At 36.7% G+C, this 23,942-nt stretch carries 19 protein-coding genes; 13 read left to right on the top strand and 6 right to left on the bottom strand.

The window, feature by feature from the left end; genetic code table 11:
* The first annotated feature begins 52 nt into the window (after positions 1 to 52).
* The 4 genes from AC3RV6_RS11340 to AC3RV6_RS11325 all read left to right on the top strand — a co-directional run bounded on the left by AC3RV6_RS11340 (position 53) and on the right by AC3RV6_RS11325 (position 4,096).
* Positions 53 to 310 (top strand): cory-CC-star protein, encoded by a 258-nt coding sequence (locus tag AC3RV6_RS11340; RefSeq protein ID WP_489746149.1) that lies wholly within the window; start codon positions 53 to 55, stop codon positions 308 to 310.
* 33 nt (positions 311 to 343) lie between these two features.
* Entirely contained in the window at positions 344 to 1,276 is a 933-nt protein-coding gene (locus AC3RV6_RS11335; protein ID WP_489749238.1) for an ArsA family ATPase, read from the top strand.
* Between the two features lie 5 nt (positions 1,277 to 1,281).
* On the top strand, positions 1,282 to 2,265 hold the full coding sequence (locus tag AC3RV6_RS11330; protein ID WP_489746148.1) for a zinc-binding dehydrogenase: 984 nt from the start codon (positions 1,282 to 1,284) through the stop codon (positions 2,263 to 2,265).
* Positions 2,266 to 2,416: 151 nt separating this feature from the next.
* Positions 2,417 to 4,096, top strand: a complete 1,680-nt coding sequence (locus tag AC3RV6_RS11325; protein WP_489746147.1) for a formate--tetrahydrofolate ligase — start codon at positions 2,417 to 2,419, stop codon at positions 4,094 to 4,096.
* Between the two features lie 295 nt (positions 4,097 to 4,391).
* Here AC3RV6_RS11325 and AC3RV6_RS11320 read toward each other — a convergent pair whose 3' ends face one another.
* Positions 4,392 to 5,726: an ISL3 family transposase gene (locus tag AC3RV6_RS11320; protein ID WP_489746146.1), complete on the bottom strand. Its 1,335-nt coding sequence runs from the start codon at positions 5,724 to 5,726 to the stop codon at positions 4,392 to 4,394.
* Between the two features lie 619 nt (positions 5,727 to 6,345).
* On the opposite strand from AC3RV6_RS11320, the gene AC3RV6_RS11315 reads away from it, so the two are divergent.
* Both AC3RV6_RS11315 and AC3RV6_RS11310 read left to right on the top strand, forming a co-directional pair.
* The gene (locus tag AC3RV6_RS11315; protein WP_489746145.1) at positions 6,346 to 6,630 is read left to right on the top strand and encodes a DUF6509 family protein; all 285 of its coding nucleotides are present in this window, start codon (positions 6,346 to 6,348) and stop codon (positions 6,628 to 6,630) included.
* Positions 6,631 to 6,850: 220 nt separating this feature from the next.
* Entirely contained in the window at positions 6,851 to 7,834 is a 984-nt protein-coding gene (locus AC3RV6_RS11310; protein WP_489746144.1) for an NAD(P)/FAD-dependent oxidoreductase, read from the top strand.
* A gap of 198 nt (positions 7,835 to 8,032) precedes the next feature.
* Here the strand turns inward: AC3RV6_RS11310 and AC3RV6_RS11305 are convergent, their stop codons facing one another.
* Entirely contained in the window at positions 8,033 to 9,136 is a 1,104-nt protein-coding gene (locus tag AC3RV6_RS11305) for a DUF1648 domain-containing protein (RefSeq protein ID WP_489746143.1), read from the bottom strand.
* On the bottom strand, positions 9,136 to 9,513 hold the full coding sequence (locus AC3RV6_RS11300; protein ID WP_489746142.1) for a GntR family transcriptional regulator: 378 nt from the start codon (positions 9,511 to 9,513) through the stop codon (positions 9,136 to 9,138). Before AC3RV6_RS11300 ends, AC3RV6_RS11305 begins: the two co-directional genes overlap by 1 nt.
* A 194-nt stretch (positions 9,514 to 9,707) precedes the next feature.
* On the opposite strand from AC3RV6_RS11300, the gene trhO reads away from it, so the two are divergent.
* From trhO to AC3RV6_RS11285, 3 genes are all read left to right on the top strand, one after another.
* Entirely contained in the window at positions 9,708 to 10,682 is a 975-nt protein-coding gene (gene trhO / locus AC3RV6_RS11295; protein WP_489746141.1) for an oxygen-dependent tRNA uridine(34) hydroxylase TrhO, read from the top strand.
* A 313-nt stretch (positions 10,683 to 10,995) separates the two neighbouring features.
* Positions 10,996 to 12,228 carry an IS110 family RNA-guided transposase gene (locus AC3RV6_RS11290; protein WP_489746140.1) on the top strand — a complete coding sequence of 411 codons (1,233 nt, stop codon included), beginning with the start codon at positions 10,996 to 10,998 and terminating at the stop codon, positions 12,226 to 12,228.
* Between the two features lie 122 nt (positions 12,229 to 12,350).
* Positions 12,351 to 13,498 (top strand): IS3 family transposase gene (locus AC3RV6_RS11285; RefSeq protein ID WP_489746139.1). Its coding sequence is split into 2 segments (ribosomal slippage): positions 12,351 to 12,597 and positions 12,597 to 13,498, totalling 1,149 coding nucleotides; the frame shifts between segments, so codons are not numbered across the junction.
* Between the two features lie 458 nt (positions 13,499 to 13,956).
* On the opposite strand, the gene AC3RV6_RS11280 is transcribed toward AC3RV6_RS11285, so the two are convergent.
* Positions 13,957 to 15,060, bottom strand: a complete 1,104-nt coding sequence (locus AC3RV6_RS11280; protein ID WP_489749237.1) for an ISL3 family transposase — start codon at positions 15,058 to 15,060, stop codon at positions 13,957 to 13,959.
* Between the two features lie 588 nt (positions 15,061 to 15,648).
* Complete coding sequence (locus tag AC3RV6_RS11275) at positions 15,649 to 16,977, bottom strand: TrkH family potassium uptake protein (RefSeq protein WP_489746138.1); 1,329 nt, start codon at positions 16,975 to 16,977, stop codon at positions 15,649 to 15,651.
* Between the two features lie 461 nt (positions 16,978 to 17,438).
* Here AC3RV6_RS11275 and AC3RV6_RS11270 point away from each other — a divergent pair, with 461 nt between their 5' ends.
* Positions 17,439 to 18,257, top strand: a complete 819-nt coding sequence (locus tag AC3RV6_RS11270; RefSeq protein WP_489746137.1) for a DUF368 domain-containing protein — start codon at positions 17,439 to 17,441, stop codon at positions 18,255 to 18,257.
* Positions 18,258 to 18,396: 139 nt separating this feature from the next.
* Positions 18,397 to 20,169 carry a DNA helicase RecQ gene (gene recQ, locus AC3RV6_RS11265; protein WP_489746136.1) on the top strand — a complete coding sequence of 591 codons (1,773 nt, stop codon included), beginning with the start codon at positions 18,397 to 18,399 and terminating at the stop codon, positions 20,167 to 20,169.
* Positions 20,170 to 20,343: 174 nt separating this feature from the next.
* On the opposite strand, the gene AC3RV6_RS11260 is transcribed toward recQ, so the two are convergent.
* Positions 20,344 to 21,504, bottom strand: a complete 1,161-nt coding sequence (locus tag AC3RV6_RS11260) for an MFS transporter (protein WP_489746135.1) — start codon at positions 21,502 to 21,504, stop codon at positions 20,344 to 20,346.
* A gap of 234 nt (positions 21,505 to 21,738) precedes the next feature.
* Between AC3RV6_RS11260 and AC3RV6_RS11255 the strand changes: the two genes are divergently transcribed.
* Together AC3RV6_RS11255 and AC3RV6_RS11250 are read left to right on the top strand one after the other, a co-directional pair.
* Positions 21,739 to 22,725 carry a diaminopimelate dehydrogenase gene (locus AC3RV6_RS11255; RefSeq protein WP_489746134.1) on the top strand — a complete coding sequence of 329 codons (987 nt, stop codon included), beginning with the start codon at positions 21,739 to 21,741 and terminating at the stop codon, positions 22,723 to 22,725.
* A gap of 52 nt (positions 22,726 to 22,777) precedes the next feature.
* Complete coding sequence (locus AC3RV6_RS11250; protein ID WP_489746133.1) at positions 22,778 to 23,866, top strand: M42 family metallopeptidase; 1,089 nt, start codon at positions 22,778 to 22,780, stop codon at positions 23,864 to 23,866.
* The last annotated feature ends 76 nt before the right edge of the window (positions 23,867 to 23,942 follow it).

Here is a 23,942-nt window from a genome sequence, read left to right as displayed (position 1 = left end):
GGGGGGATGCTAATTATGGGTCCCTCTTTATTAATTTTATAGGAGTGATTTCATGCTGAATAAAATGAAAGTACTTATTAATTGGTATGAAGAGGTACTTAGTATGCCGCATCAAAGAGAAATTGCAAGGGAGTTACGCGATGAAGATGATTTGTTTTTCCTATTACTGTATTCAGAAATGATTGGAATTCCAAATCCTGCATATTATTATACTCTTGAATTATATCCCTATATGATTGAACAATTTCATGATTGGCATTTGAGAATGGGCTTGGAGAAATCACCAATGACTGGGATTCGATGTTGTTAACTAAGTAACGGTTTAATGAAATGGGGTATTGACGTGGATGTGCTTACGAAAAAGATTATTTTTGTTGGCGGTAAAGGTGGTGTAGGAAAATCTACTTCTGCAGCTGCAATTGCACTGAAGTCCGCAAGACAGGGGTTTAAGACACTCCTAATTTCCACTGATCCCGCGCATAATGTTGGGGATATATTTGATACGAAAATTGGGGGTAAGACGAAGAGAATTGCTAAGAACTTATATGCGCTTGAAATTGACCCTGAAATAGAGACAGAGAAATATATAAAAGGTGTGAAAGAAAATATTAAGGGTGTTGTACATTCATCAATGATGGAAGAAGTTCATCGTCAATTAGATACTGCAAAGGCCTCGCCTGGGGCTGATGAGGCCGCTTTATTTGATACGCTTATACGCATTATTTTAGTGGAGCGTTCCAATTATGATAAGTTGGTTTTTGATACTGCACCTACAGGACATACGATTCGACTTCTTTCATTGCCGGAATTAATGGGTGTTTGGATAGAAGGGTTATTGAATAAACGAAAATCGACGAATGAAAACTATTCAAGACTTTTAAATGACGGTGAACCGGTTGAGGATCCTATATATGATGTACTAAGAATTAGGCAGTCACGATTTTCTGAAGCTCGAAAAATTTTACTAGATGAATCACAAACAGGTTTTATTTTTGTTTTAAATCCTGAACGACTCCCAATTGTAGAAACGAAGAAAGCACTTGAATTACTCGCTCAGTATAAATTACAAGTATCCACGCTCATTATAAATAAAGTTTTGCCAGAAAAAGCAGAGGGAGCCTTTCTTTTGGAACGAAAAAAGCATGAAACGCAGTATATTAAACTAATAAATGATACATTTAAGAGGCAGCAATTAATATATGTGCCATTATTTTCACAAGATATTGTGAATCAAGAACAACTTGAGTTGTTTAGTGGTTACTTTCAGGAAGGGTGAATGAAATGAAGGCATTTATACATGAATTTGGTGAGTTAAAAGTGGCTGAAGTTGCGGATCCGATTGCGAGTGAGGGAGAAGTCGTTGTAGTGCTTCGTACTGCAGGTATTAATCGAAGAGACTTGGGAATTCCAAACCGAAGAGGAGAAGGCTTAGAAGCGGTTGTATTAGGCTCTGACGGTGCAGGTGTTGTCGAGTCGATTGGGGTAGGTGTTACATCTGTTGCAGTTGGAGATGAAGTTATTATTAATCCGGCTCTAAGATGGCATAATAAAAGTGATGCTCCACCTGAAGGGTTTGATATTTTAGGCATGCCAGATAATGGAACATTTGCTGAAAAGATTGTCATCTCTGCGGAACAAGTCGAGAGAAAACCTGCTTATTTATCGTGGGACGAGGCTGGTGTTTTGGCGCTAGCAGCATTGACTGGTTACCGAGCTATGTTTACGAAGGGGACATTGAAAGAGTCTGAGACTGTATTTATACCTGGTGCGGGTAGTGGCGTTGCGACGTATCTTATTTCATTCGCGAAAAATATAGGTGCACGTGTGATTGTTACTTCTCGTAGTGAGGAGAAACGTAAGCAAGCATTGGCACTTGGTGCTGATGTCGCATTGGATACAAACGAAGACTGGGTTCAAGCATTAGCAGATGAGAAGATTGATCTTGTAATCGACAGTATTGGTCGCGCTACGTTTAATCGTTCCCTGGCAGTTTTGAAAAAAGGTGGGCGTATTGTCGTTTTCGGGGCAACAACTGAAGATCAAATTGATTTAAATATACGCGAGTTTTTCTATGGCCAGTATCAATTACTTGGTTCAACGATGGGAAGTCGAGAAGAGTTACGTGATATGCTGGAACATATTGAAAAGTATGAAACACATCCAGTTGTTGACACAGTGTTCAGTTTAAATGAAGCTATAGAGGCGTTTAAATATGTTGGTGAATCGCAACAGTTCGGAAAAGTAGCATTTAAAATAAGTGAATAAATAGATTCAGTAGGACAACCTTCCAAGAGTAAATACTTGTGAGGTTGTTTTATTAAAATGAGAAACTAAAAGTTGTAATTAGATAGTCACAAGTTCTAATTGTACCTTGTCTATTTTTCTGTATACTAGAATAAAAGAAAGTAGGATGAGTATGACAGAGAAGACTGTGCCATTAACAGATTTGGAGATTGCAAAAAAAGCAACAATGAAATCAATTTGGGAGATTGCAGAGAAAGCGGGGATTCCCGAAGAAGCAATTGAACCATACGGGCGATACAAAGCGAAAATTGATGTCTCTAAATTAAAAAAGAAAACAACAAACGGAAAAGTTGTTTTAGTCACCGCTATTAGTCCAACACCAGCAGGAGAAGGAAAGTCGACTGTTACGGTTGGATTAGCAGATGCTTTTTCAAGACTTGGTGAGGATTCTATCGTAGCTTTACGGGAACCATCACTTGGACCAGTTATGGGTATTAAAGGTGGTGCTACTGGTGGTGGTTACGCGCAAGTACTACCAATGGAAGAAATAAATCTTCACTTCAACGGTGATCTCCACGCGATTACAACTGCGAATAATGCATTAAGTGCAATGATTGACAACCATTTACATCAAGGAAACGAATTGAATATAGATCCGCGACGCATCACATGGAAACGTGTTCTTGATTTGAACGACCGAGCGCTACGTCATGTAATGGTCGGTTTGGGTGGGCCTACTCAAGGTGTACCAAGAGAAGACGGTTTTGATATTACAGTAGCATCTGAAATCATGGCGATTTTTTGTTTAGCGGTTAGTTTACAAGATTTAAAAGAACGACTGGCTCGTATTGTAATCGGGTACACATATGATAAAAAAGCGATTACTGTAAGAGAGCTCGGTTTAGAAGGTGCGTTGGCACTATTGCTGAAGGATGCTTTTAAACCAAATCTTGTCCAGACGATAGAGGGTACTCCTGCGCTCATTCACGGCGGTCCTTTTGCAAATATAGCACATGGCTGTAACTCTTTAATCGCAACGAACACCGCGCGTTCTTTAGCGAGTATTGTTGTAACAGAGGCAGGATTTGGATCAGATCTTGGAGCTGAAAAGTTTATGAATATTAAGGCGCGTCTTGGTCATTTTTCACCGGATGCGGTCGTAGTAGTAGCAACTGTTCGTGCGCTAAAAATGCATGGTGGCGTTTCAAAAGATGAACTAAAAACTGAAAATACAGCGGCATTATTAAAAGGAATTGTTAATTTAGAAAAACATATTGAAACAATTCGTGCGTTTGGGGTAGAGCCTGTTGTAGCACTTAATCGTTTTATTACAGATACTGAAGCAGAACTAGACGCAATTATTTCGTGGTGTAAGGATAATAATATTAGGATCGCATTAACAGATGTTTGGGAGCATGGCGGTGAAGGTGGCATTGCATTGGCTAAAGAAGTGTTACTAGCAATGGAGAAGCCAAATAATTTTGCGCCCCTTTATAATACAGAAGATACGATTAAACAAAAGGTGACGGCGATTGTTCAGAAAGTATACGGTGGAGAAGGCGTTATTTTTACAGATAAAGCCTTAAAAAATCTCATTGATATTGAATCGAATGGTTGGGATGCATTACCGATATGTATGGCTAAAACGCAGTATTCATTTACAGATAATCCGAAAATGCTTGGACGTCCAAAAGGCTTTACGATAACTGTAAGGGAAATTATTCCTAAACTAGGCGCTGGATTCCTCGTATGTTTATCAGGTGATATAATGACGATGCCTGGCTTACCTAAAACGCCTGCAGCACTTAATATGAATATAGACGAAGACGGTAATGCTGTTGGATTAATATAAAAGGAAAAGACTACAGTTTATGTAGTCTTTTTTCGGTTCTTTGTCAAATGACATTGGTGAAGTATTTATAGTCGACTATGACTGAATAAGATAAGTTGAAATAAATGGTCCTGACCACCGTTGATTTCCGTTCCAGGCGGACGCGTTCCACGGGGCGGGCGGTGAGCCTCCTCGGTCGCATTCGCTCCACTGCGGGGTCTAACCTGTCCCGCTACTCCCGTTGGAGTCGCCGCCTTGCACTACAATCTACTAGAATAGCTTACAACCCTATAGCCATCACGCTTCTAAAGCAGGTTCATACTGCATTAGAGTGTGGTGGTTTTTGATTTATTTTAACAGGTTTTGGCTTAATTACTTTCAACTTAAAATGAATGAGAATCCTCTTTTTATAATTCGTAAAATTTCTGTATCCATAAGCGACGCGGTTTAGGACCTTAATTTTATTGTTAATCCCTTCAATTCGACCGTTATTGTAAGGATAAATAAAACTGTTTTCAATAAACGGGAGATGTTTTCTTAATGTCTTTAAACTGGTTCTTATATAGTTTGAAATAAATGCTGTAATTGGTTTTGCTAAACAAGCTTCTAAGGACTTGAAATCACGCTCAGACATTGCTTGTAATAAAGCTTGATAAAGGTCGTAATTGTCCTTTAAAACAGGATTGTAAGCTAACATCTCTTCTACGATACTGCTCTCTAGACGCTGTCCGAATAATGTATAATATTTATATTCTGTACTGGATAACTTAGATCCGTTTTTAAGTAACAGTTTCCAATAACGCTTCAAGCGTCGGTATTTTTTCATGTCTTCGCCATTCGAATTTTTTAATTGATTCATGACTTGTATTCGACATCTATTCATCGAACGATTAATCAATTGGACTAAGTGAAAACGGTCGATAATAATCTTCGCATTTGGAAATAATTCTTTAATCACACTTACATAGCCTGCATTCATATCGATTGTGACGGTCTCGACGTGCTTGCGATCAGTCAAACTGTAATTCGCAATAAAGTGATTCTTGATTGTAAAGTTATCTCGACTTTCTAAAATATCAAGGATATCGCCAGTAACCACATTGATATATTCAAAGGACATCGCCCCTTTTGCGTACTTGAATTCATCAAAAGAAAGGTGATTTGCAAGTGCTTGATGATGTGATTTAAACTGTTTAGCGGCTTCATTGATTTCACGTTGAACTGTTGGCGGTGATACAGAACAATCCTGCGCAATCGACTTTAAAGATTGTGCATCAGCCGCTTTTAGAGTGACTTTTAATTTTACGTTCTTTGAGATAAAGCAGTTTCTTTTCACAATTTGTGTTTTCGCAGTGAAGCTCTTATTACAGGTATTACACCTGAAACGTTGTTTCTGTAAACGCAGATAAATCGGGTGTACGCCCGTTATAGGTAAAGTAATCCGTGACAGTTGTGTCCCGTTTTTATACACTGTATAGTTCTTATTTTCAGTTCGACATACTTCGCAACAAGTTGGCTGATACGTTAATTTACCCGTTATATATTTACACGGTTTTCCTTTATATTGGTCTTCTTGAATACAATTTTCACCGAAGGTGATGTTTGGGTCTTGAATATCAAGCAATGTTCGAATATCATTAGAATATGCCAAGTGAGTTCCCTCCTAGATGATGGTTTTAGTCGACTTCTATTCTACAGGGAATCTCGCTTGTTTTCTATTTATATTGAACGTATATCCCCCAGACTTTTTAGCTGATTGGCGTGCAGAGCGGCGACTCCGGCGGGATTAGCGTGACAGGTGAGACCCCACAGGCGCGTGGTTTTCGCGACGAGGAGGCTCACCAAGCGCCCCGCGGAACGCGTCCGCTCGGAACAGAAATCAGCGGGTAATAGGCAGGATTCTAGTTCAATATATATTTATTAGAAAATGACGTTAGTGAAATTCCATCCCTTTCTCCTGTTCTGTGGAGAGGGGATTTTCTTTCACCAACGTCATTTATTGTACAACCCTTTTTTCTTTAGTGAAAGAATCCTTCCTATTTGCAAATTAGGGGAATCTAGATTAATGAATATTCTGAATGAAAGTAATTAAGAGGAAATAATGCGTTTTTTAGCCAAAATGATGTACTATGAAGAACAGGGGTATTTTTAATCTTAATAAAAGAGAATGAATAAACTTGCTCTTTCTTTGATAATTGCATAAACGCAGTTGAGAAATTAAACAAATTAAATATGAAAAATTAATTTTAAAATCGAGAGGTTGGTTACTTATGGATATTAGCGAATATATTATGAAGAAGATATCTGATCCTACAGGAATTCTAATAGGAGAACGTTACGAGTTTTTATTGTATATTACACTAGATGAAGATGATGAATTGTATTCGGAAACCGGAACAGGTATACGAGCTATTTTAGCAGTAGATGAAGGCGTTGAAAGAGTAACTACAGCTTATTTTTTCGAGCGCGCTACAGAAAAATCGTTAAACTTTGAGATGGAAGACGATGAAAAAGAAGCAGTACTCCAATTTTGTAAACTCCACTATCAAGAATAATAAAGTTGTTTATTTCTATTATTGAAATTGAATGCCAAAATGTTGACACTTTAATAGTGACACAATTTGGTTTTTTTATTATTTGAAAGTTGTTAAACAAATCTAGTGTTTTTTTACAGGAGTTGTTGGATAATACATATAGGTGTACAATAAGAGCTAGAAGTGTGGATTCCCTAGTTTTTTCATTGGACCATAATACTTTAATTGGAGTTGTTTATACATGGAAAATGAGGTTGTTGATATTACAATTATAGGGGGCGGACCAACAGGTTTGTTCGCTTCGTTTTATGCTGGTATGAGAGAAATGTCGGTAAAAATAATCGATAGCTTGCCACAACTTGGTGGTCAGCTTATTGAACTCTACCCAGATAAATATATATATGATGTAGGTGGATTTCCTAAAATATTGGCGAAGGATTTTGTTGCAAATCTCGTGACACAAGCACACTATTCGAAACCTGAGATAATACTTGGTGAAACTGCTCTTTCTGTAGAACGTAAAGAGGATCACTTTGTTTTAACAACGGATAAGGGTGTTCATTTAACGAGAACGATTCTTTTAACAGCTGGAATCGGTGCATTTCAACCAAGAAAAATTGGTTTGAAAGAAGAAACCCTTTTTGAAGCGAATACGCTTCATTATGGCATAAAAGACTTGAACGTTTTTAAAGGTACAGACGTTGTTGTATGTGGTGGTGGAGATTCAGCGGTTGACTGGGCGCTTATGCTGGAAGATATTGCGTCTACTGTAACATTGGTTCATCGTCGTGAACGATTTACAGCTCATGAGACAAGTGTAAACCAGTTGATGGAGTCAAAAGTAAATGTTAAAACTTCTCTCAGTGTCAAGGCGATTTCAGGAGAAGATGGGAATGTGCGTGAAATTGTACTTGTATCTAAAGCCGGAGAAGAGGAAGTTATTCCTGTTCAACATCTAATCGTCAATTACGGAAATATTTCATCGCTTGGACCGATTAAAGAGTGGGGTATTGAAATGGACCGGAACTCAATTATCGTTAATACAAGAATGGAAACAAATATTGATGGTATTTATGCAGCAGGGGACATTACAACTTACGATGGTAAGGTGAAACTTATTGCTGTAGGACTTGGTGAAGCGCCGATTGCAGTCAACCATGCAAAAGCATTTATAGATCCGAAGGCAAGAGTTCAACCGTTGCATAGTACGAGTGTTTTTAATTAATTAGTGATAATAAGGTAGTCCATTTATATAGTCATTCATAGCTGCGATTTCATTGTATCAACTGATTAAAAAGTACAAAAGCCGTCATAGTGGATACTCACTAGGCGGCTTTTGTGTTTAAGTTTTGTGAAATCAATGGTAGACGTATCTTAGTTAGATGAGGAAAAGCAAAGTATACTGAATGCGCAGAGCTTTTATTCAAATCAGAAAAGTAATTACCAGAATGAGGACAATTGGACCAAATAATAGTAGATAGCCGACGGGGTGACTAAAATTTAACGTCCAACCAACGCCAAATCGCTTTTCGACAAAAATAGATGGGTCATTCTTATTGAAATAAAAGACGCCTGCTTTCCAATATTGATCATCATCATAATCTGTAATACCTTCAACGGGCTCATCAATAACTTTAACATCTAAGCGTGATCCACTTTGACCGATTTTAAATGCATAGAGAGCCGTCATTATTAATATGAGCACTAGAAAACTTAGTGGCATAGCTAATAAGAGAGAAGGACTACCAATATCTTCGTGAATGGTCATAAGCTGCAAGTAACTAAATAAAGCTGTTAATAAAAAAGTTATTAAAAATAAAAACCAACTTGTATATTTTCTAAACGCTAGCTGTTGGGCACGTGATTTCTTTTTCTGAGTTGCATTAAGTTTGATACCAGAACGCTTAGTCAACTCATTAATCCCAATCATCATCACTTGCATAATGAGCAAGATTAAAAGGAGGGCAATTGAAGATAATGGCGTTTTAACACTGAAGGCATCTGGTTGACCATCAATTCCCCAATGCGTAGGAATTAAGTCAGGTAAGTTGGCATATTGTGTAGCTGTATATGCGATTATCCCAATGGTAATAACAATAGGTAATAAATAAATTGTCCATGGTAGCATTTCATCAGCAGTTCGAATGGCGAGATCTGCTATTCGTACTTGTTTTAATTGAGCACCCCAATTATTTTGCATTTTCAATTTTGTTGTTTTGGCATGGTAGATAAAATAAAACGTCATACTTGCGAGAAGAACAACAAATTGAGCAGCAACACCTACTAAAATGACTGTTTCTTCAGTTGCTGATGACAAAGATATCCAAAGTAATAATATAAGCGAAACAATTCCTATGCACATTGTACTAATTGAATACCTTCTTTTGAATGATTTTAAAATAGGTTCATCTTTATAACCTTCTGGAATTGTGACTCCAAAAACAATATTATTTTTCAATAAATAAGGTATTACAGATTGAAGTATGGTAATTGATAAAATAATAAAAACTGAAATAGCAATACTCATTAATTTTCCTCCTTAATATTGGAAGTGAGTTCAGTTAATAAAAGTTGAATCTCTTTTTGCGTTAGCCCGATGGCAATAGCTTCGGCGATGACGGGCCTCATTGTATGAGCTATACGTTTTCGATTTAATTCAGTAGGTGCAGGTTCCGAAACAATAGCTCCTGATTTTGGAACGATATGAATAATTTGTTTTTTTGAAAGTTCATGATAAGCCTTATTAACAGTATGCATATTAATACCTAAATCAGAAGCCAACGAGCGAACTGAGGGGAGTGGCGTACCAGCTGGTAGTGAACCATTTGCAATACCTACGATAAGTTCATTCGCTAATTGCGTATAAATAGGAATGTCGGACTCCGTTTCAATATTAATAAACATCAAAAATACCTCCTTTGCTCTATATCTACTATAACAGAACTGTTCTGTGATTACTATAACAAAAAGAATAGAGCGGCTAACACCATTTACAGGGTTTATAATTCAAATCTAAATCTTTTTCCTTGTCGTAAATTATGTTACAATGTCATCATCAACAATAGAAACTGTTACATTAAAACAAGGTGGTTGGAAAATTGGAAAAGAACGAATACCGAGTTCTTCTTTTTTACAAATATGTAAAAATTGAAGATCCAGAAATAGTGGTTGCTGAACATTTAAAGAAATGTAAAGAAATAGGACTTAAAGGTAGGATTTTTATTGGTTCAGAAGGAATAAACGGTACTTGTTCTGGAACTGTAGAACAAACGGATGCTTACAAAGTGATGATGGAAGCCGACGAATACTTTAAAGATATTATTTATAAAGTTGACGAAGTTGATGCACATGTATTCAAGAAAATGCATGTACGTATTCGCGAACAAATTGTTAATTTAAGTTTAGAAGATGATATTAATCCGCATGAAATTACAGGTAACTATTTGAAACCTGAGCAGTTTTTAGAGCAAATGAAGGATGAAAATACAGTCGTTATTGATGCGAGAAATGATTACGAATATGATGTCGGTCATTTTCGCGGTGCAATTCGTCCAGATATTCGTACATTTCGTGAATTGCCACAATGGATTAGAGATAATAAAGAGCAACTTGATGGTAAGAAGGTTCTGACATATTGTACAGGTGGTATTCGTTGTGAGAAGTTTTCAGGATGGCTCGTTCGTGAAGGTTACGAAGATGTAGGGCAACTTGAAGGTGGAATCGTCACTTATGGGAAAGATCCTGTTGCTAAGGGTCAATTATGGGATGGCCAATGTTATGTATTTGATGAAAGACTCACTGTACCAGTTAACCAAGTTGAACATGTCATAGTAGGGCGCGATCATTTCGACGATGAACCTTGCGAGCGATATGTTAACTGTGCTAATCCGATTTGTAATGAACAAATTATTTGTTCAGAAGAAAACGAATATTTTTATATGCGTAGTTGTACAGATGAGTGCCGTGTTCATCCACGTAATCGCTATTTTATCGAGCATGATATGACGGTTGATGAGTTTAATGAACGTATGGCTGCCATTGAAAAGCACAGAAATGAAATGCCTGTAAGTTGAGAATAATAAAAGTCCGGACAGTTTTATACTATTCGGACTTTTATTTTATTATGGTTCTTTGTCAAACATACTAAGATTAGTAGTGTAAGTCCGCGACGGTGGATTTACACTACTTTTTTATTTAAAGTAGTATGTGAAGAAGAGGCCGTCAACGTCATAAGACCAACGAGTCTGCATGTCAAACTGGCCCCTTCACTACCTTAATTAAATCAGATTTTAGTATGTTGGTCCGTAGAGATCGTGTATAGGAAATTGGAAATGTTAAGGAATAGTGAAGAACTTCAATTTTAAAAAAGGAGGAGGAAAAATAATAATGAGAGTACTTGCCTTTGATATTAGTAAAGGTAAAAGTTATGTGGTTCTTTATGATGAACAAATATGTGTTGATGAGTTTGAGGTTTATCATAATCAAGACGGATTCAATCACATAAAGAAGATAGTGCATGAAGTTGAAACAGAGGTTGTCTTTGAAGCAACTGGAGTCTACTCTCAGCCGCTAGAGGCCTTATTACAATCGGAGGGCATTGCATACTACAAGATGAATCCATTACTCGCTAAAATGCAAACACAAACTTTACGAAGCAATAAAACAGATCAAGTAGACGCACATAAACTTGCTCAATCTCATTATAAATTTGAGAGAGAGATTTCAAAATCTCAACCAAGAATATATTCTGAGTTAAAAGATATTTCAGGTCTCTATGGCGAAATACAAAATGCTTTAGTTAAGGAGAAAAATCATTTACATGCAGCACTTCAAAAGGTTTTCCCAGAGCTAGAAGTTCTGTATTCTAGTTCGCTTTCTAAGTTTACTTTAAACCTAATTGAAAAGTATCCTCATCCGAATATCGTCTTGAAAAGCAGTCGAACAAAAATTAAGAATCAAATTCTTTTAAGTACTAAAAAGAAAATCTCGCAAGAGCAAGCAAAAGAGAAAGCAAAAGAGAAAGCAAAAGAGAAAGCAAAAGAGAAAGCAGAAGAATTGATAGAAATGGCTAAAAAGTCATATCCATCAGTAGACGATAAACATTTTTCAGTTACGAAAGTTCAAATTAGAGTAAAGATGATTCGAGATAGTCTAGAGATGAAAGAATTACTAGCTAAAAAAATGATTACATTAGCAACAGAGCTAACTGAATTTCAAGTTCTTACAAGTATTCCGGGGATAGGAAACTTGTCGGCAGCTTTAATCATTTCAGAATTAGGTGATATTCATCGCTTTGCGACATCGAACAAAATGAATGCATATGTCGGAATCGATATCCGAACTTATCAATCAGGAACAATACAAAAAAGAAATCGAATTAATAAGCGTGGCAACGCTAGAGCAAGAATGATTCTCTTTTTTGTCGTTCGTAATATGTTAAGGAAGCAAAAAGTATCACCTAATCATATTGTTGACTATTATTATAAAATGAGAGAGCAGCCTTTTAATAAACAAGATAAGGTAGCGATGGTAGCTTGCATGAACAAGCTACTAAAAGTCATCCATTTTTTAGTTAATAATACTGAAACGTATGACTATACTAAATCTGCACATAGCTAATCATACTATTTTTATTATACATGCCTAGTCATTTTAAAAAAAGAGAATGAATAGGTTACACTTAGTTGGACAATTAAATTAAGGGCATGTAGAATCATTCAAAAGAAGTGAGGAGATCTACTATGTCCACAAAAAGAAGAACGTTTTCAACAGATTTTAAAAAACAAGTCGTTGCACTCTACGAAAATGGGAAAAGCCGACAAGCAATTACTGAAGAATACGAATTAACGCCGTCTGCATTGGATAGATGGATTAAACAATTTAGAGCGTCTGGTTCTTTCAAAGAGAAAGACAACAGATCTCTAGAAGAACAAGAAGTAATTGAACTCCGCAAGCGAAACAAGCAACTTGAAATGGAAGTTGATATTTTAAAGCAAGCCGCGCTGATCATGGGACGAAAATAGAGGTTATTCAAAAGAATCGCCACAAATATTCGGTATCAGCAATGTGTAAAGTCCTTCAAATTGCACGTAGTACTTTCTATTATGAAACTGAAATAGCTGCTCAAAAAGAACAAGAAAAATTAGCAGAAGAATGCGTATTAAAAGAAAAAATCACAAATGTTTTTAATGACAATCGCAAAGTCTACGGAACTCGAAAAATAAAGATTGAATTAGATAAAGAGGAAGCATTATTTCCGGTCTCCAGACGTCGAATTGGCCGTTTAATGAGCGCGCTAGGCCTCGAATCGAAGTATGCTAAACCATCGTATAAGCCAATGGCGACAAGCCCTAATGAAGAATCTATTCGAAATGTGTTAAACCGAGAATTTGAAGTGGATAAAGAAATGTCCGTGTTAGTTAGCGACTTAACGTATGTAAAAGTTGGACGTCGTTGGAATTATGTTTGTTTTTTAATTGATTTATATAATCGTGAAATTGTCGGGTGGAGCGTCGGCGCACAAAAAGACGCAGCCCTAGTTCAACGTGCGTTCGATTCAGTTAAATACCCACTAGGAACTGTAAACTTGTTTCATACAGACCGTGGTTCAGAATTTAAAAACGTTGGCATCGATGAGCTATTAAGTGATTATAAAATTACGAGATCTCTTAGCCAAAAGGGAAACCCTTATGATAATGCGGTGGCAGAAGCTACATTTAAGATTTTAAAAACAGAATTGATTAACGGCGCGCACTATCAAACGCTTGATCAACTGTCGCTTGAACTTTTTGATTACGTCAATTGGTACAACAATATCCGTTCACACGGTACATTAGGCTACTTAAGTCCAGTTGCTTATAAAGCAATATCCCTTAATAGTTTTGTTTGAATTAGTGTTGACTATCCAGAAAGACTAGGTCTTATTTGTGCTGTTTAAAGAAGTTACAACCTGATTTAGCAGTTTAATTTTAAGCCCTCATGCATTTTCTTATTTACGTTATTTTTAAAAATCACTTGACTATACGTAGGAAATGACGTTGGTGAAGAATAATAGCCAACCATAACTTAGTTATTGTAGGGCTATCCAAGAAGTCAGTAAAGCTGATTTTTTAGGATAGTCCTTTTTCATATAGTCTTCCATGTATCCCGTTGTTTTCCGTTCCAGATGGACGCTTTCCACGGGCACGGCTCAGCCTCCTCGTCGCGAAAAGCACGCTCCTGTGGGGTCTTCAGCTCGCGCTGTTCCCGCTGGAGTCGCCATCTTGCACTACAAACAACTAGTATTGCACTTGTGAATTACATAAAAATAGACAAAAGACTTTCAAGCCTATTAAATTCTCATAAATGTTACGCAGCGTCAAAATGGGATTTTCCTTGTTCCTGCTGTTTAACCGATGGTTTTAACTTGAAGTGTAACAGAATCCGTTTTCTATAGTTCTGGAAGTTTCTATATCCATAGGCGACACGATTCAATACCTTGATTTTATTGTTGTTCCCTTCAATTCTTCCGTTATTGTAGGGGTAAATAAAACTGTTTTCTATAAATGGAAGATGTTTTCTCAACGTTTTTAAACTTGTTCTCATATAATTTGAAATTGCAGATGGAACCGCATTTGTTAAACAGGACAATAGTGCTTCGAAGTCCTTATTTGACATGGATTCCATTAATTCTTGATAAAGTTCATAGTTCGCTTTTAGTACAGGATCATAATTTAACATCTCATCTACAATACTTTGCCCAGTACGTTGGCTAAACAATGGATAATACTTATATTCTACGCTGAATAGTTCTGAACGTTTTTTTAATAATAGTTTCCAATAACGCTTAAGGCGACGGTATTTCTTCATATCATCCCCATTAGACGTTCTTAGCTGATTCATGACCTGAATACGACATTTATTCATAGAGCGATTAATCAGTTGAACCAGATGGAATCGGTCAATGATAATTTTCGCCCGTGGAAATAATTCTTTAATCACACTTACATAACCCGCATTCATATCAATTGTTACGGTTTCCACATGTTGACGGTCATTCAAACTGTAGTTCACAATAAAGTGATTCTTAATCGTAAGATTATCTCGTCTATCTAGGATATCCAATATGTTGCCTGATTCCGCATTTATATATTCGAAGGCCATTTCACCTTTTGCGTATTTGAACTCATCAAAAGAAAGGTGCTTAGGTAGGGTCTTGTAGTGTGAGATAAATTGTTTTGCGGCTTGATTAATTTGCCGTTGAACGGTTACGGGTGATACTGAACAATCCCTCGCGATAGACGTAAGCGACTGTGCTTCGGCAGACTTTAATATGACTTGTGCTTTTATATTTTGTGAAATAAAACAATTTCGTTGAACAATCGGTGTTTTAGCGGTAAAACTACTTTGACAGGCTTGGCACATGAAACGTTGTTTCTGTAGAAGTAGGTAGGTTGGATTTATACCCGTAATGGGTAAGGTAATTCTTGATAATTATGTCCCGTTTTTATAGACTGTAAAGTCGGTGTTTTTTACACCGCATTTCACACAAAGTGTGGGAGTATAGGTTAATTTTCCGGAAATATATTTACACCGTTTGCCTTTATAGGTTCCTTTTTTTACACAATCTTCATTAAAAATAACATTTGGGTCTTGAATATCAAGCAAAGATTTAATACTATTAGAACACGACAAGTGAATTTCCTCCTGAATGATGGTTTTGGTCGACTTTTATTCTACAGGGAATTTCACTTGTTTTCTAACTATATATAAAGGGAATTTATCTTACCCAGACCCTCCAGCTGCTTGAAGTGGAAAGCGTCCGCTTGGAACGGAAACCAGCGGGTAGTAGGATTACCTTATCCAATATATTTATAAAAAATGACGTTAGTGAAGATCCTCCTCATCTCCCTTTAAAGGGATGGGGATTTTCTTTCACCAACGTCATTTATTGTACAACCTTTATTATATATGATCATTACTATACCTTAAGTTAGAATTCATACAATTCGCGAAAATCAAACGCATTAAATCACCATTACAAATAACAAAAACAATATATTAGCCTGATTGTACTTGGTCATAAGGGTATTGGAAGGTCTTTTTCTTAGGCTTCAACAGTAAAAAGAATAAGGTTAGGGGACCAATGCGTCCAAGAAGCATTAGAACAGATAATATAACTCTACCGGCATCACTCAAATCAGCAGTTATTCCCATTGATAAGCCAACAGTTCCGAATGCAGAAAAGACTTCAAATGCAAGTGGGAATATTGGTATTGATTCTGTAATGGACAATAAAAATAAAAAGAAAAAAATGAAAGCCGAGCTTACAGTTGCAATTGCTAATGATCGATAGATAATTTCAAACTTTATTGTCCTCCCAAAAACATGAGGTTCTTGGATGGATCTAAAATAGGAAAAGGTTGCTATAATAATGATGATGAATGTAGTTAGTTTAATTCCGGATGCAGTTGAAGCGGTACCGCCACCAATGAACATTAAGAACATTGTAAATAACAAAGAAGAACTTTCCATGTCTCCAACTGGAATTGTATTAAAACCAGCCGTTCGAGGAGCAACTGCTTGGAAATAGGATGCCGATGCTTTGTCGGCTAATGAGAAATCCGCAATAGTATGCACATTGTTATATTCAAGAACGAATATTATAATGGTCGCGATAAAATTTAAAACAATTGTTCCTGTAATCATTAACTTTGTGTGTAGCGTCCATTTATGAAATGATTTATTTTTTGCTATGTCTAGTACAACTACAAAACCAATTCCACCAATAATCAGTAAAGAGGAGAGTACAATATTAACAAGTGGATCACTTGCGAATTGTGTTAGGTTATCTGGAAATAATGAAAATCCTGCATTATTAAATGCAGAAATCGTATGGAAAAGACTGTAGTACATGCCATCGCGTATGCCGAATTTTGGTATCCAGTGAAATGATAGAATAATAAATGCTATACCTTCAACAATTAGAACGAATTTTAAGATCTTACGGACAAACTTTACCATTCCTCCGAAAGACTGAAAACTAAAAGATTCTTGTAAGTAAATTCTTGTTTGCATCCCTACTTTTCTACCTAGTAACATTAAAATAGCAACAGCAAATACCATTATGCCGATTCCGCCTAATTGAATTAGTGAAAGCATGACAAGTTCACCGAATAAAGTCAAAGTTGTACCTGGATCAAAAACAGATAAACCTGTAACGGTTGTTGCTGAGGTAGCAGTGAATAAAGCATCTATCCAAGAAATCGGGTGTTCAGTTGCAATTGGTAATTTGAAAAGCAATGTACCTATGATGATTAGTAAGAGAAAGTTTCCCGCAATAACAATAGGTGGTGAGATATGTCGTTTATTCTTCTTGGGTTTATACATAGCTGATTTCCCGCCTTTCACTAATCTAAATCAGCTTGATTTCTTAAAAGTATAGTCAGAAATCGGACAATTAATCTAAACAATATAGTTATTTTACGCTTATTATCAAAGTAAACCAAGTGCTATTGGTAATACTTTGAGAATTTAGGAAGTATCAATATTTATTTATAAATGACAGTTGAAAAAAGTTGTATATTAGCCCCAACATAAACTTATTTGACTGCTAGAACTTTATAAGAAATGAAGTAGATGAGCAATTCAACTACTGGTGCCGATGACGTTGTGAAAAGTGGATACCAAGTATAGTCAAAAATGAGTAACTCATTTCTTTTTGTGTATTTAGAACTTTATTATCTTCAGATACGTCATATTATAGAAGTTTGACACATAAATAGCCCATGAATAGTATGGAAGATGGTATACTAATGTCATTCGATTTTAAAAATGGAGGAACAGTATTTATGCAATGGAGAAATTTATATCGCGGTCTCTTTATGGGGATTAGCGATCTAATACCTGGAGTGAGTGGTGGGACAATTGCCTTTATTTTAGGAATATATGATGATTTATTAGCATCGATTAGCGGGATATTTAGCCGTGATTGGAGAAAACATATAGGATTTATATTGCCGCTCGGTATCGGGATTGGCGCTTCACTTCTTCTATTTAGTAGGTTAATCGAGTATTTGTTGAAAAATTACCACGATCCAACTCAGTTTTTCTTTTTAGGATTAATTATAGGAGTCCTACCTTTTATTGCTAAAACAGCTGGTGTTAAGAAAAACTTTAAGTTGAAACATTTTATTCTCATCCTAGTTGTTGGAGCTGCACTAGCTTCTTTAGCATTCATTAAACCATTAGATAGTACGCCAATTACAACACTGACTACATCTAATGCAGTTGGACTGTTTTTCGCTGGCTGGGCAGGCAGTATGGCTATGCTGTTGCCTGGAATCAGTGGATCCTTTATTTTACTTTTACTTGGGGTTTATTCAACCGCAATTGGTGCGTTGTCGAATCTGAATTTCCCGATTATAGCAGTTATTGGTGCAGGTGTTATTGTTGGTTTTATAGTAAGTAGTAAGGTTATTAGTTATTTGATTACAAATTATCCATACGTCACCTTTTCTGTTATTATCGGGCTAATATTGGGTTCGGTATTTGTAGTGTATCCTGGAATACCAAAGGACGGTACTTTTTTAGTGATGAGTGCTTTGACCTTTTTTGTTGGCCTTCTAGTAGCTAGTCTTTTTAGTGCACCAAACAGAAAATCGATATAATAAATAAAAGTAATTGAAAGCTTTCAATTTCAGTTAAACAACTAATCTGATAGACTAAAATTATTAGATTAATTAGAAGTAATTTCGAAAAGAAAACGCCTTGATATAGGCGTTTTTTATATGAGGGGAGGATTATTCATTGATAAAAGAAGCAACAACAATTTTACAAAATTATTTTGGATATGATTCGTTTCGGGTAGGTCAGGAAGAGGTCATTGGACATGTACTAAAAGGAGATGATACGCTTTGTGTGATGCCTACAGGTGGTGGTAAATCAGTTTGTTTCCAAGTGCCGGCACTTGTTTTAAAAGGTACAGTTCTAGTTATTTCACCATTAATTTCATTAATGAAAGATCAAGTCGATGCACTTCATGAAGTAGGTATAGCTGCGGCATTTATCAATAGTACTATGTCAACGGAGGAATACCAGGAGACGATGGAAGCGACTATTCGGGGCGAGTATAGTTTATTGTATATTGCGCCTGAGCGGTTGGATTCACCTTCATTTACGAACCGGTTACAATTAATGGATGTGTCTATGGTGGCAATTGATGAAGCGCATTGTATATCTCAATGGGGTCATGATTTTCGACCGAGTTACCGGAATATTAAACGTGTAATTTCTTTATTTCATAATAAACCTGTCGTGCTCGCGTTAACAGCTACAGCAACTCCAGCAGTTCGGAAAGATATATGTGCGCAACTGGGCATTGCCGAAAATAATACGGTGATGACTGGATTCGCACGCGAAAATCTGAATTTTTCTGTAGTGAAAGGACAAAATAGAGATAAGTTTGTAAAAGACTATGTAATGAAAAATAAAGAGGAATCAGGGATTATTTATGCTGCGACACGAAAAGCTGTTGATCAAGTACATGATGTATTATTGAAAAATGGTGTTTTAGCGGCTAAATATCATGCGGGACTTCCCGATATAGAACGTCAAATTGGTCAAGAACGGTTCTTAAATGATGAAGTGACTGTCATGGTTGCGACAAACGCCTTTGGGATGGGCATAGACAAATCCAATGTGCGTTATGTTATACACTACCAATTACCCAAAAATATGGAAAGCTATTATCAAGAAGCGGGACGTGCAGGTCGTGACGGGTTAGACAGTGATTGTACACTCATATTTTCATCTCAGGATGTTCAAACACAAAGGTTTCTAATTGATCAATCACCAGATGAAACACGCATTCCGGCTGAACTTGAAAAGTTACAGTCCATGATTGATTATGCACATACGGAAACTTGTCTGCAAAAGTTTATTATTACATATTTTGGTGAAACAGATGTTGCTAATTGTGGTCGTTGTGCAAATTGTACGGATACACGTGAAAGTTCTGATGTGACGAAAGATGTCCAAAAAGTACTGTCTTGTGTTATTCGAATGGGTCAGCGTTTTGGTAAGACTATGATTGCACAGGTTTTAACTGGTTCTCGAAACAAAAAGGTTATTGATTTTGGCTTTGAAAAATTAACGACCTATGGAATTATGAAGGATCGAAGCGCAAAAGATGTTTCTGATTTTATAGAGTTTATAATTTCTGAAAGATATTTAGGTGTAGAAAATGGGCAATTCCCAACTATTTATGTTGCCGAACCAGGTAAAGACGTTCTGTCAGGAAAAGTAAATGTATTCCGTAAAGTTACCGTCATTACGAAACAAATTACAAAAGAAGATCCGCTGTTCGAACAATTACGTATTTTACGTAGGAAAGTCGCACAAGAAGGTGGCGTACCTCCGTTTGTTGTTTTTTCAGATAAAACGCTACAAGATATGGTTGCGAGAATGCCGATGACAGATGCGGAATTCCTAAATGTGAATGGTGTTGGACAAGCAAAGTTGGAAAGATACGGGGAAGAATTTATGGAAGAGATTAGAGCATTCAAGTTAACACAGGTTTGAATGACATAAAAAAGAGGCCGACCTTATCTCATTGTAGAGATTGCTGGACCTCTTTTTTGTATTAATTAAATGCAGAACATGTTTTGTATGCAATATTATTTATTATACTGTCAGGCAATCCATAAACGTCGAAAATAATCCGTGTCGCTAAAGCTATTGTCGATAGTGTAGTAATTAAATTGATTTGTCAACGAAACTTTTGTTTACGTTTCTCATTCCAAAAAAGGCGTAGAGTGCGACAATAATTAAGAGAGTACCAGTTAGAATAAATGCACTCTGGAATTCCAACTGTAAAAAACCGATTAAACTAGAACCTGCGACTACTCCAATCGAGAAGAAAGCGTAAAAGTAGCCATATGCTTTCCCACGGAATGTCGGTGACGAGGAATCGATTAATAAAGAATTGATGGACGGGAAAAGAAATGCAAAACCGATTCCGTAAATAACCATTGCTAAGTAAAGATAATTTAATGCGTCTACACCACTTAGAAATAACATACTGAAAGCCATCATTAGCATACCAAAGGCATAGGTTGTTATTGGTTGTACACGGTCAAAAATCCGATTAATCGGTAATAAAAATATAAGGATTGCTGAAATCCCGAATGTACTAAATAATAAACCGCTTGTCTTGGCGTCAAAGTCTAGCGAAATAACTTTTAGTGGCAATACAAGGGCAAGAACACCTTGTGAAAACATTAGGAAAAATGCGCCCGAAAAAGCCCGAATCATGCCCGGTGATTTAAATAGTTCTGTTATATGAAAATGGGCACTCGTTTTTTCTTTTTGTCGAACAAAAGAATACGATCTTAATATAAAAAATGCTGCTATCGCAATGACTAAAATGATTCCGCCGTTCACGGCCATTATAAAAGGGGTACTTGTCTTTGCTCCGACAATCCCGCCATATGCAGGTCCAATAATTGCAGCAAGACCAACGAAAGAACCAGAAATAGCTACACTGCGACCGCGTTTCGACTTTTCTGCTCGATTAGCCAAATAGGTAAAGGCAGCTGGTACAATTAATCCTTCCATAAAACCATGTATAAACCTAACCCCAAGAAGGGCCATTGGGTTTGATGCGAACATATAGAGGAACAAAGAAGCTGCTGTGGCGAATAAACCGAGAACTAATATCATGAAGGGTCCTTTTCGATCGGTCATAAATCCAGAAATAATGTTTCCAATTGTATTTGAAAATGAATATAATCCAACTGCCAACCCAATTAAAAAAGGTGTTGCTCCAAGAGATTGGGCAAATGGGCTGATGACTGGTAATTGGGAAAATAAATCGAAGAAAGAAATGAAAACGATGAGATAAACAAAATTACGCATACAGGCGCCTCTTTTCGTATAGTAGAGATATCATTTATTTTATCACTATTTTCGTTTAGTAAGGAAATAATATTTGCTTTGATTTTAGACTGTTATAATAAGTTATCTGTTCTTTTATTAATTTATATTGCAAAAGCTTGCTAAGATAGATTAAGCTTTGTGCTTTTCTTATAAGTTAGAAAAGTATACACTGTGAACAAATGATGACAACTTACATAGTGAAGGAGAAATGAAATGAACAACAAAATTAGAGTAGGTATTGCAGGTTATGGAAATCTTGGAAGAGGCGTAGAATCATCAATTTCTCAAAATGAAGATATGGAACTAGTTGCTGTATTTACAAGAAGGAATCCACAAGATTTAATAATACAGAATACTGATGTACCAGTTTATTCATTAGATGTAGCCTCACAATATAAAGATAAGATTGATGTGCTCATCTTATGTGGTGGATCTAAAAATGATTTGCCAGAACAAGGACCGGCACTTGCGGAATTATTCAATACTGTTGATAGTTTTGATACACATGCAAATATTCCTGAATACTTTGAAGCAGTCGACAAAGTTGCGCAACCAAGTGGTAAGACTGCAATTATATCAGTTGGTTGGGATCCAGGTTTATTTTCAATTAATCGATTATTTGGCGAAGCTGTACTACCTGTTGGTTCCACTTATACATTTTGGGGTAAAGGACTAAGTCAAGGTCATTCAGATGCAGTACGTAGAATCCCGGGCGTTAAAGGTGCAGTCCAATACACAATTCCAAATACGGAAGCGGTTGACCGCGTGAGAAGTGGGTCAAATCCTGAACTGACAGTTAGAGAACAACATTCACGTGAATGTTATGTAGTCCTTGAAGAAGGTGCAAGTGCGACAGATGTAGAAGAAGCAATTGTGACGATGCCAAACTACTTTACGAGTCATGATACTACTGTGAATTTCATTTCAGAAGAAGAGTTAAAACGTGATCATGCTGCTATGCCACATGGTGGATTTGTTATACGTAGTGGTAAAACAGGTGAGGGCAACAACCAAGTCATTGAGTATGCGCTAACATTAGACAGTAATCCAGAGTTTACATCGAGTGTGTTAGTTGCTTATGCACGTGCTGCTTATCGACTAAATAAGCAAGGTGATACTGGAGCCAAAACGGTTTATGATATTGCACCAGGTCTTCTTTCGCAGAAATCTGCAGCGGAACTGCGTAAGGAACTACTATAATAAAATATACAGCATAAAATAATTATTGATTATCTAAGGGAGTGCGATGATTTTGACAAAATTAGATGAAACATTAGTAATGTTAAAAGAGTTAACGGATGCAAAGGGGATTGCGGGGAATGAAAGTGAACCTCGTGCAGTAATGAAGAGTTATATTGAGCCTTTTGCAGATGAACTTTTTCAGGATGGTTTAGGCTCTTTAATTGCCAAGAAAACTGGGGACAGTAACGGACCCAAAATAATGGTTGCGGGTCATCTGGATGAAGTAGGTTTCATGATTTCTAAGATTGATTCAAAAGGGTTTCTTTCATTCCAACCTGTTGGTGGTTGGTGGTCACAAGTAATGCTGGCACAGCGTGTAACAATTGTAACTCGTAAGAAGGGAACAGTGACTGGCGTTGTTGGCTCAAAACCACCGCATATATTAACGCCAGAAGCACGTAAAAAACCTGTAGAAATAAAGGATATGTTTATCGATATTGGTGCCACATCAGAAGAAGAAGCAAAATCTTGGGGGATTTTACCGGGAGATATGGTCGTACCCTATTTCGAATTTACTGTGATGAACAATGAAAAGTATCTTCTAGCTAAAGCTTGGGATAATCGAATCGGTTGTGCAATTGCAATAGAAGTATTAAAAGCTTTAAAAGATGAAGCTCATCCTAACATTGTATATGGCGTCGGCGCGGTTCAGGAAGAAGTGGGCCTTCGTGGTGCCAAAACAGCAACTGCCAAAATTCAGCCAGATATTGGCTTTGCTGTTGACGTAGGAATCGCAGGAGATACTCCGGGCGTCACTTCAAAAGAAGCGACAGGAACAATGGGGGATGGTCCTCAAATCGTTTTATACGACGCTTCGATGGTAGCACATAAAGGACTTCGTGATTTAGTTGTAGATACAGCTGAAGAAAAAGGAATTCCTTACCAATTTGAAACAATCCCAGGTGGGGGAACTGATGCAGGTTCTATTCATATTTCTGCAAATGGTGTACCCGCACTGGCTGTCTGCATTGCTACTAGATATATTCATTCACATGCAGCGATGTTGCACCGTGATGATTTTGACAATACTGTAAAACTAATTGTCGAAGTGATTAAAAAGTTAGACCGTGATACAGTGAATAAAATTATATATGATTGAGCTGCGGAAAGAACATCGGAAAGAACTAAATCAGAATATCATTGTTTTGCCTTCTAACTAAAATGTTAGGGGGCTT

This window comes from Sporosarcina sp. So3-204 (genome assembly GCF_058068165.1).
The sequence above is the reverse complement of the archived record's forward strand: the minus strand, read 5'-3'. Positions and strand labels throughout refer to the sequence as shown.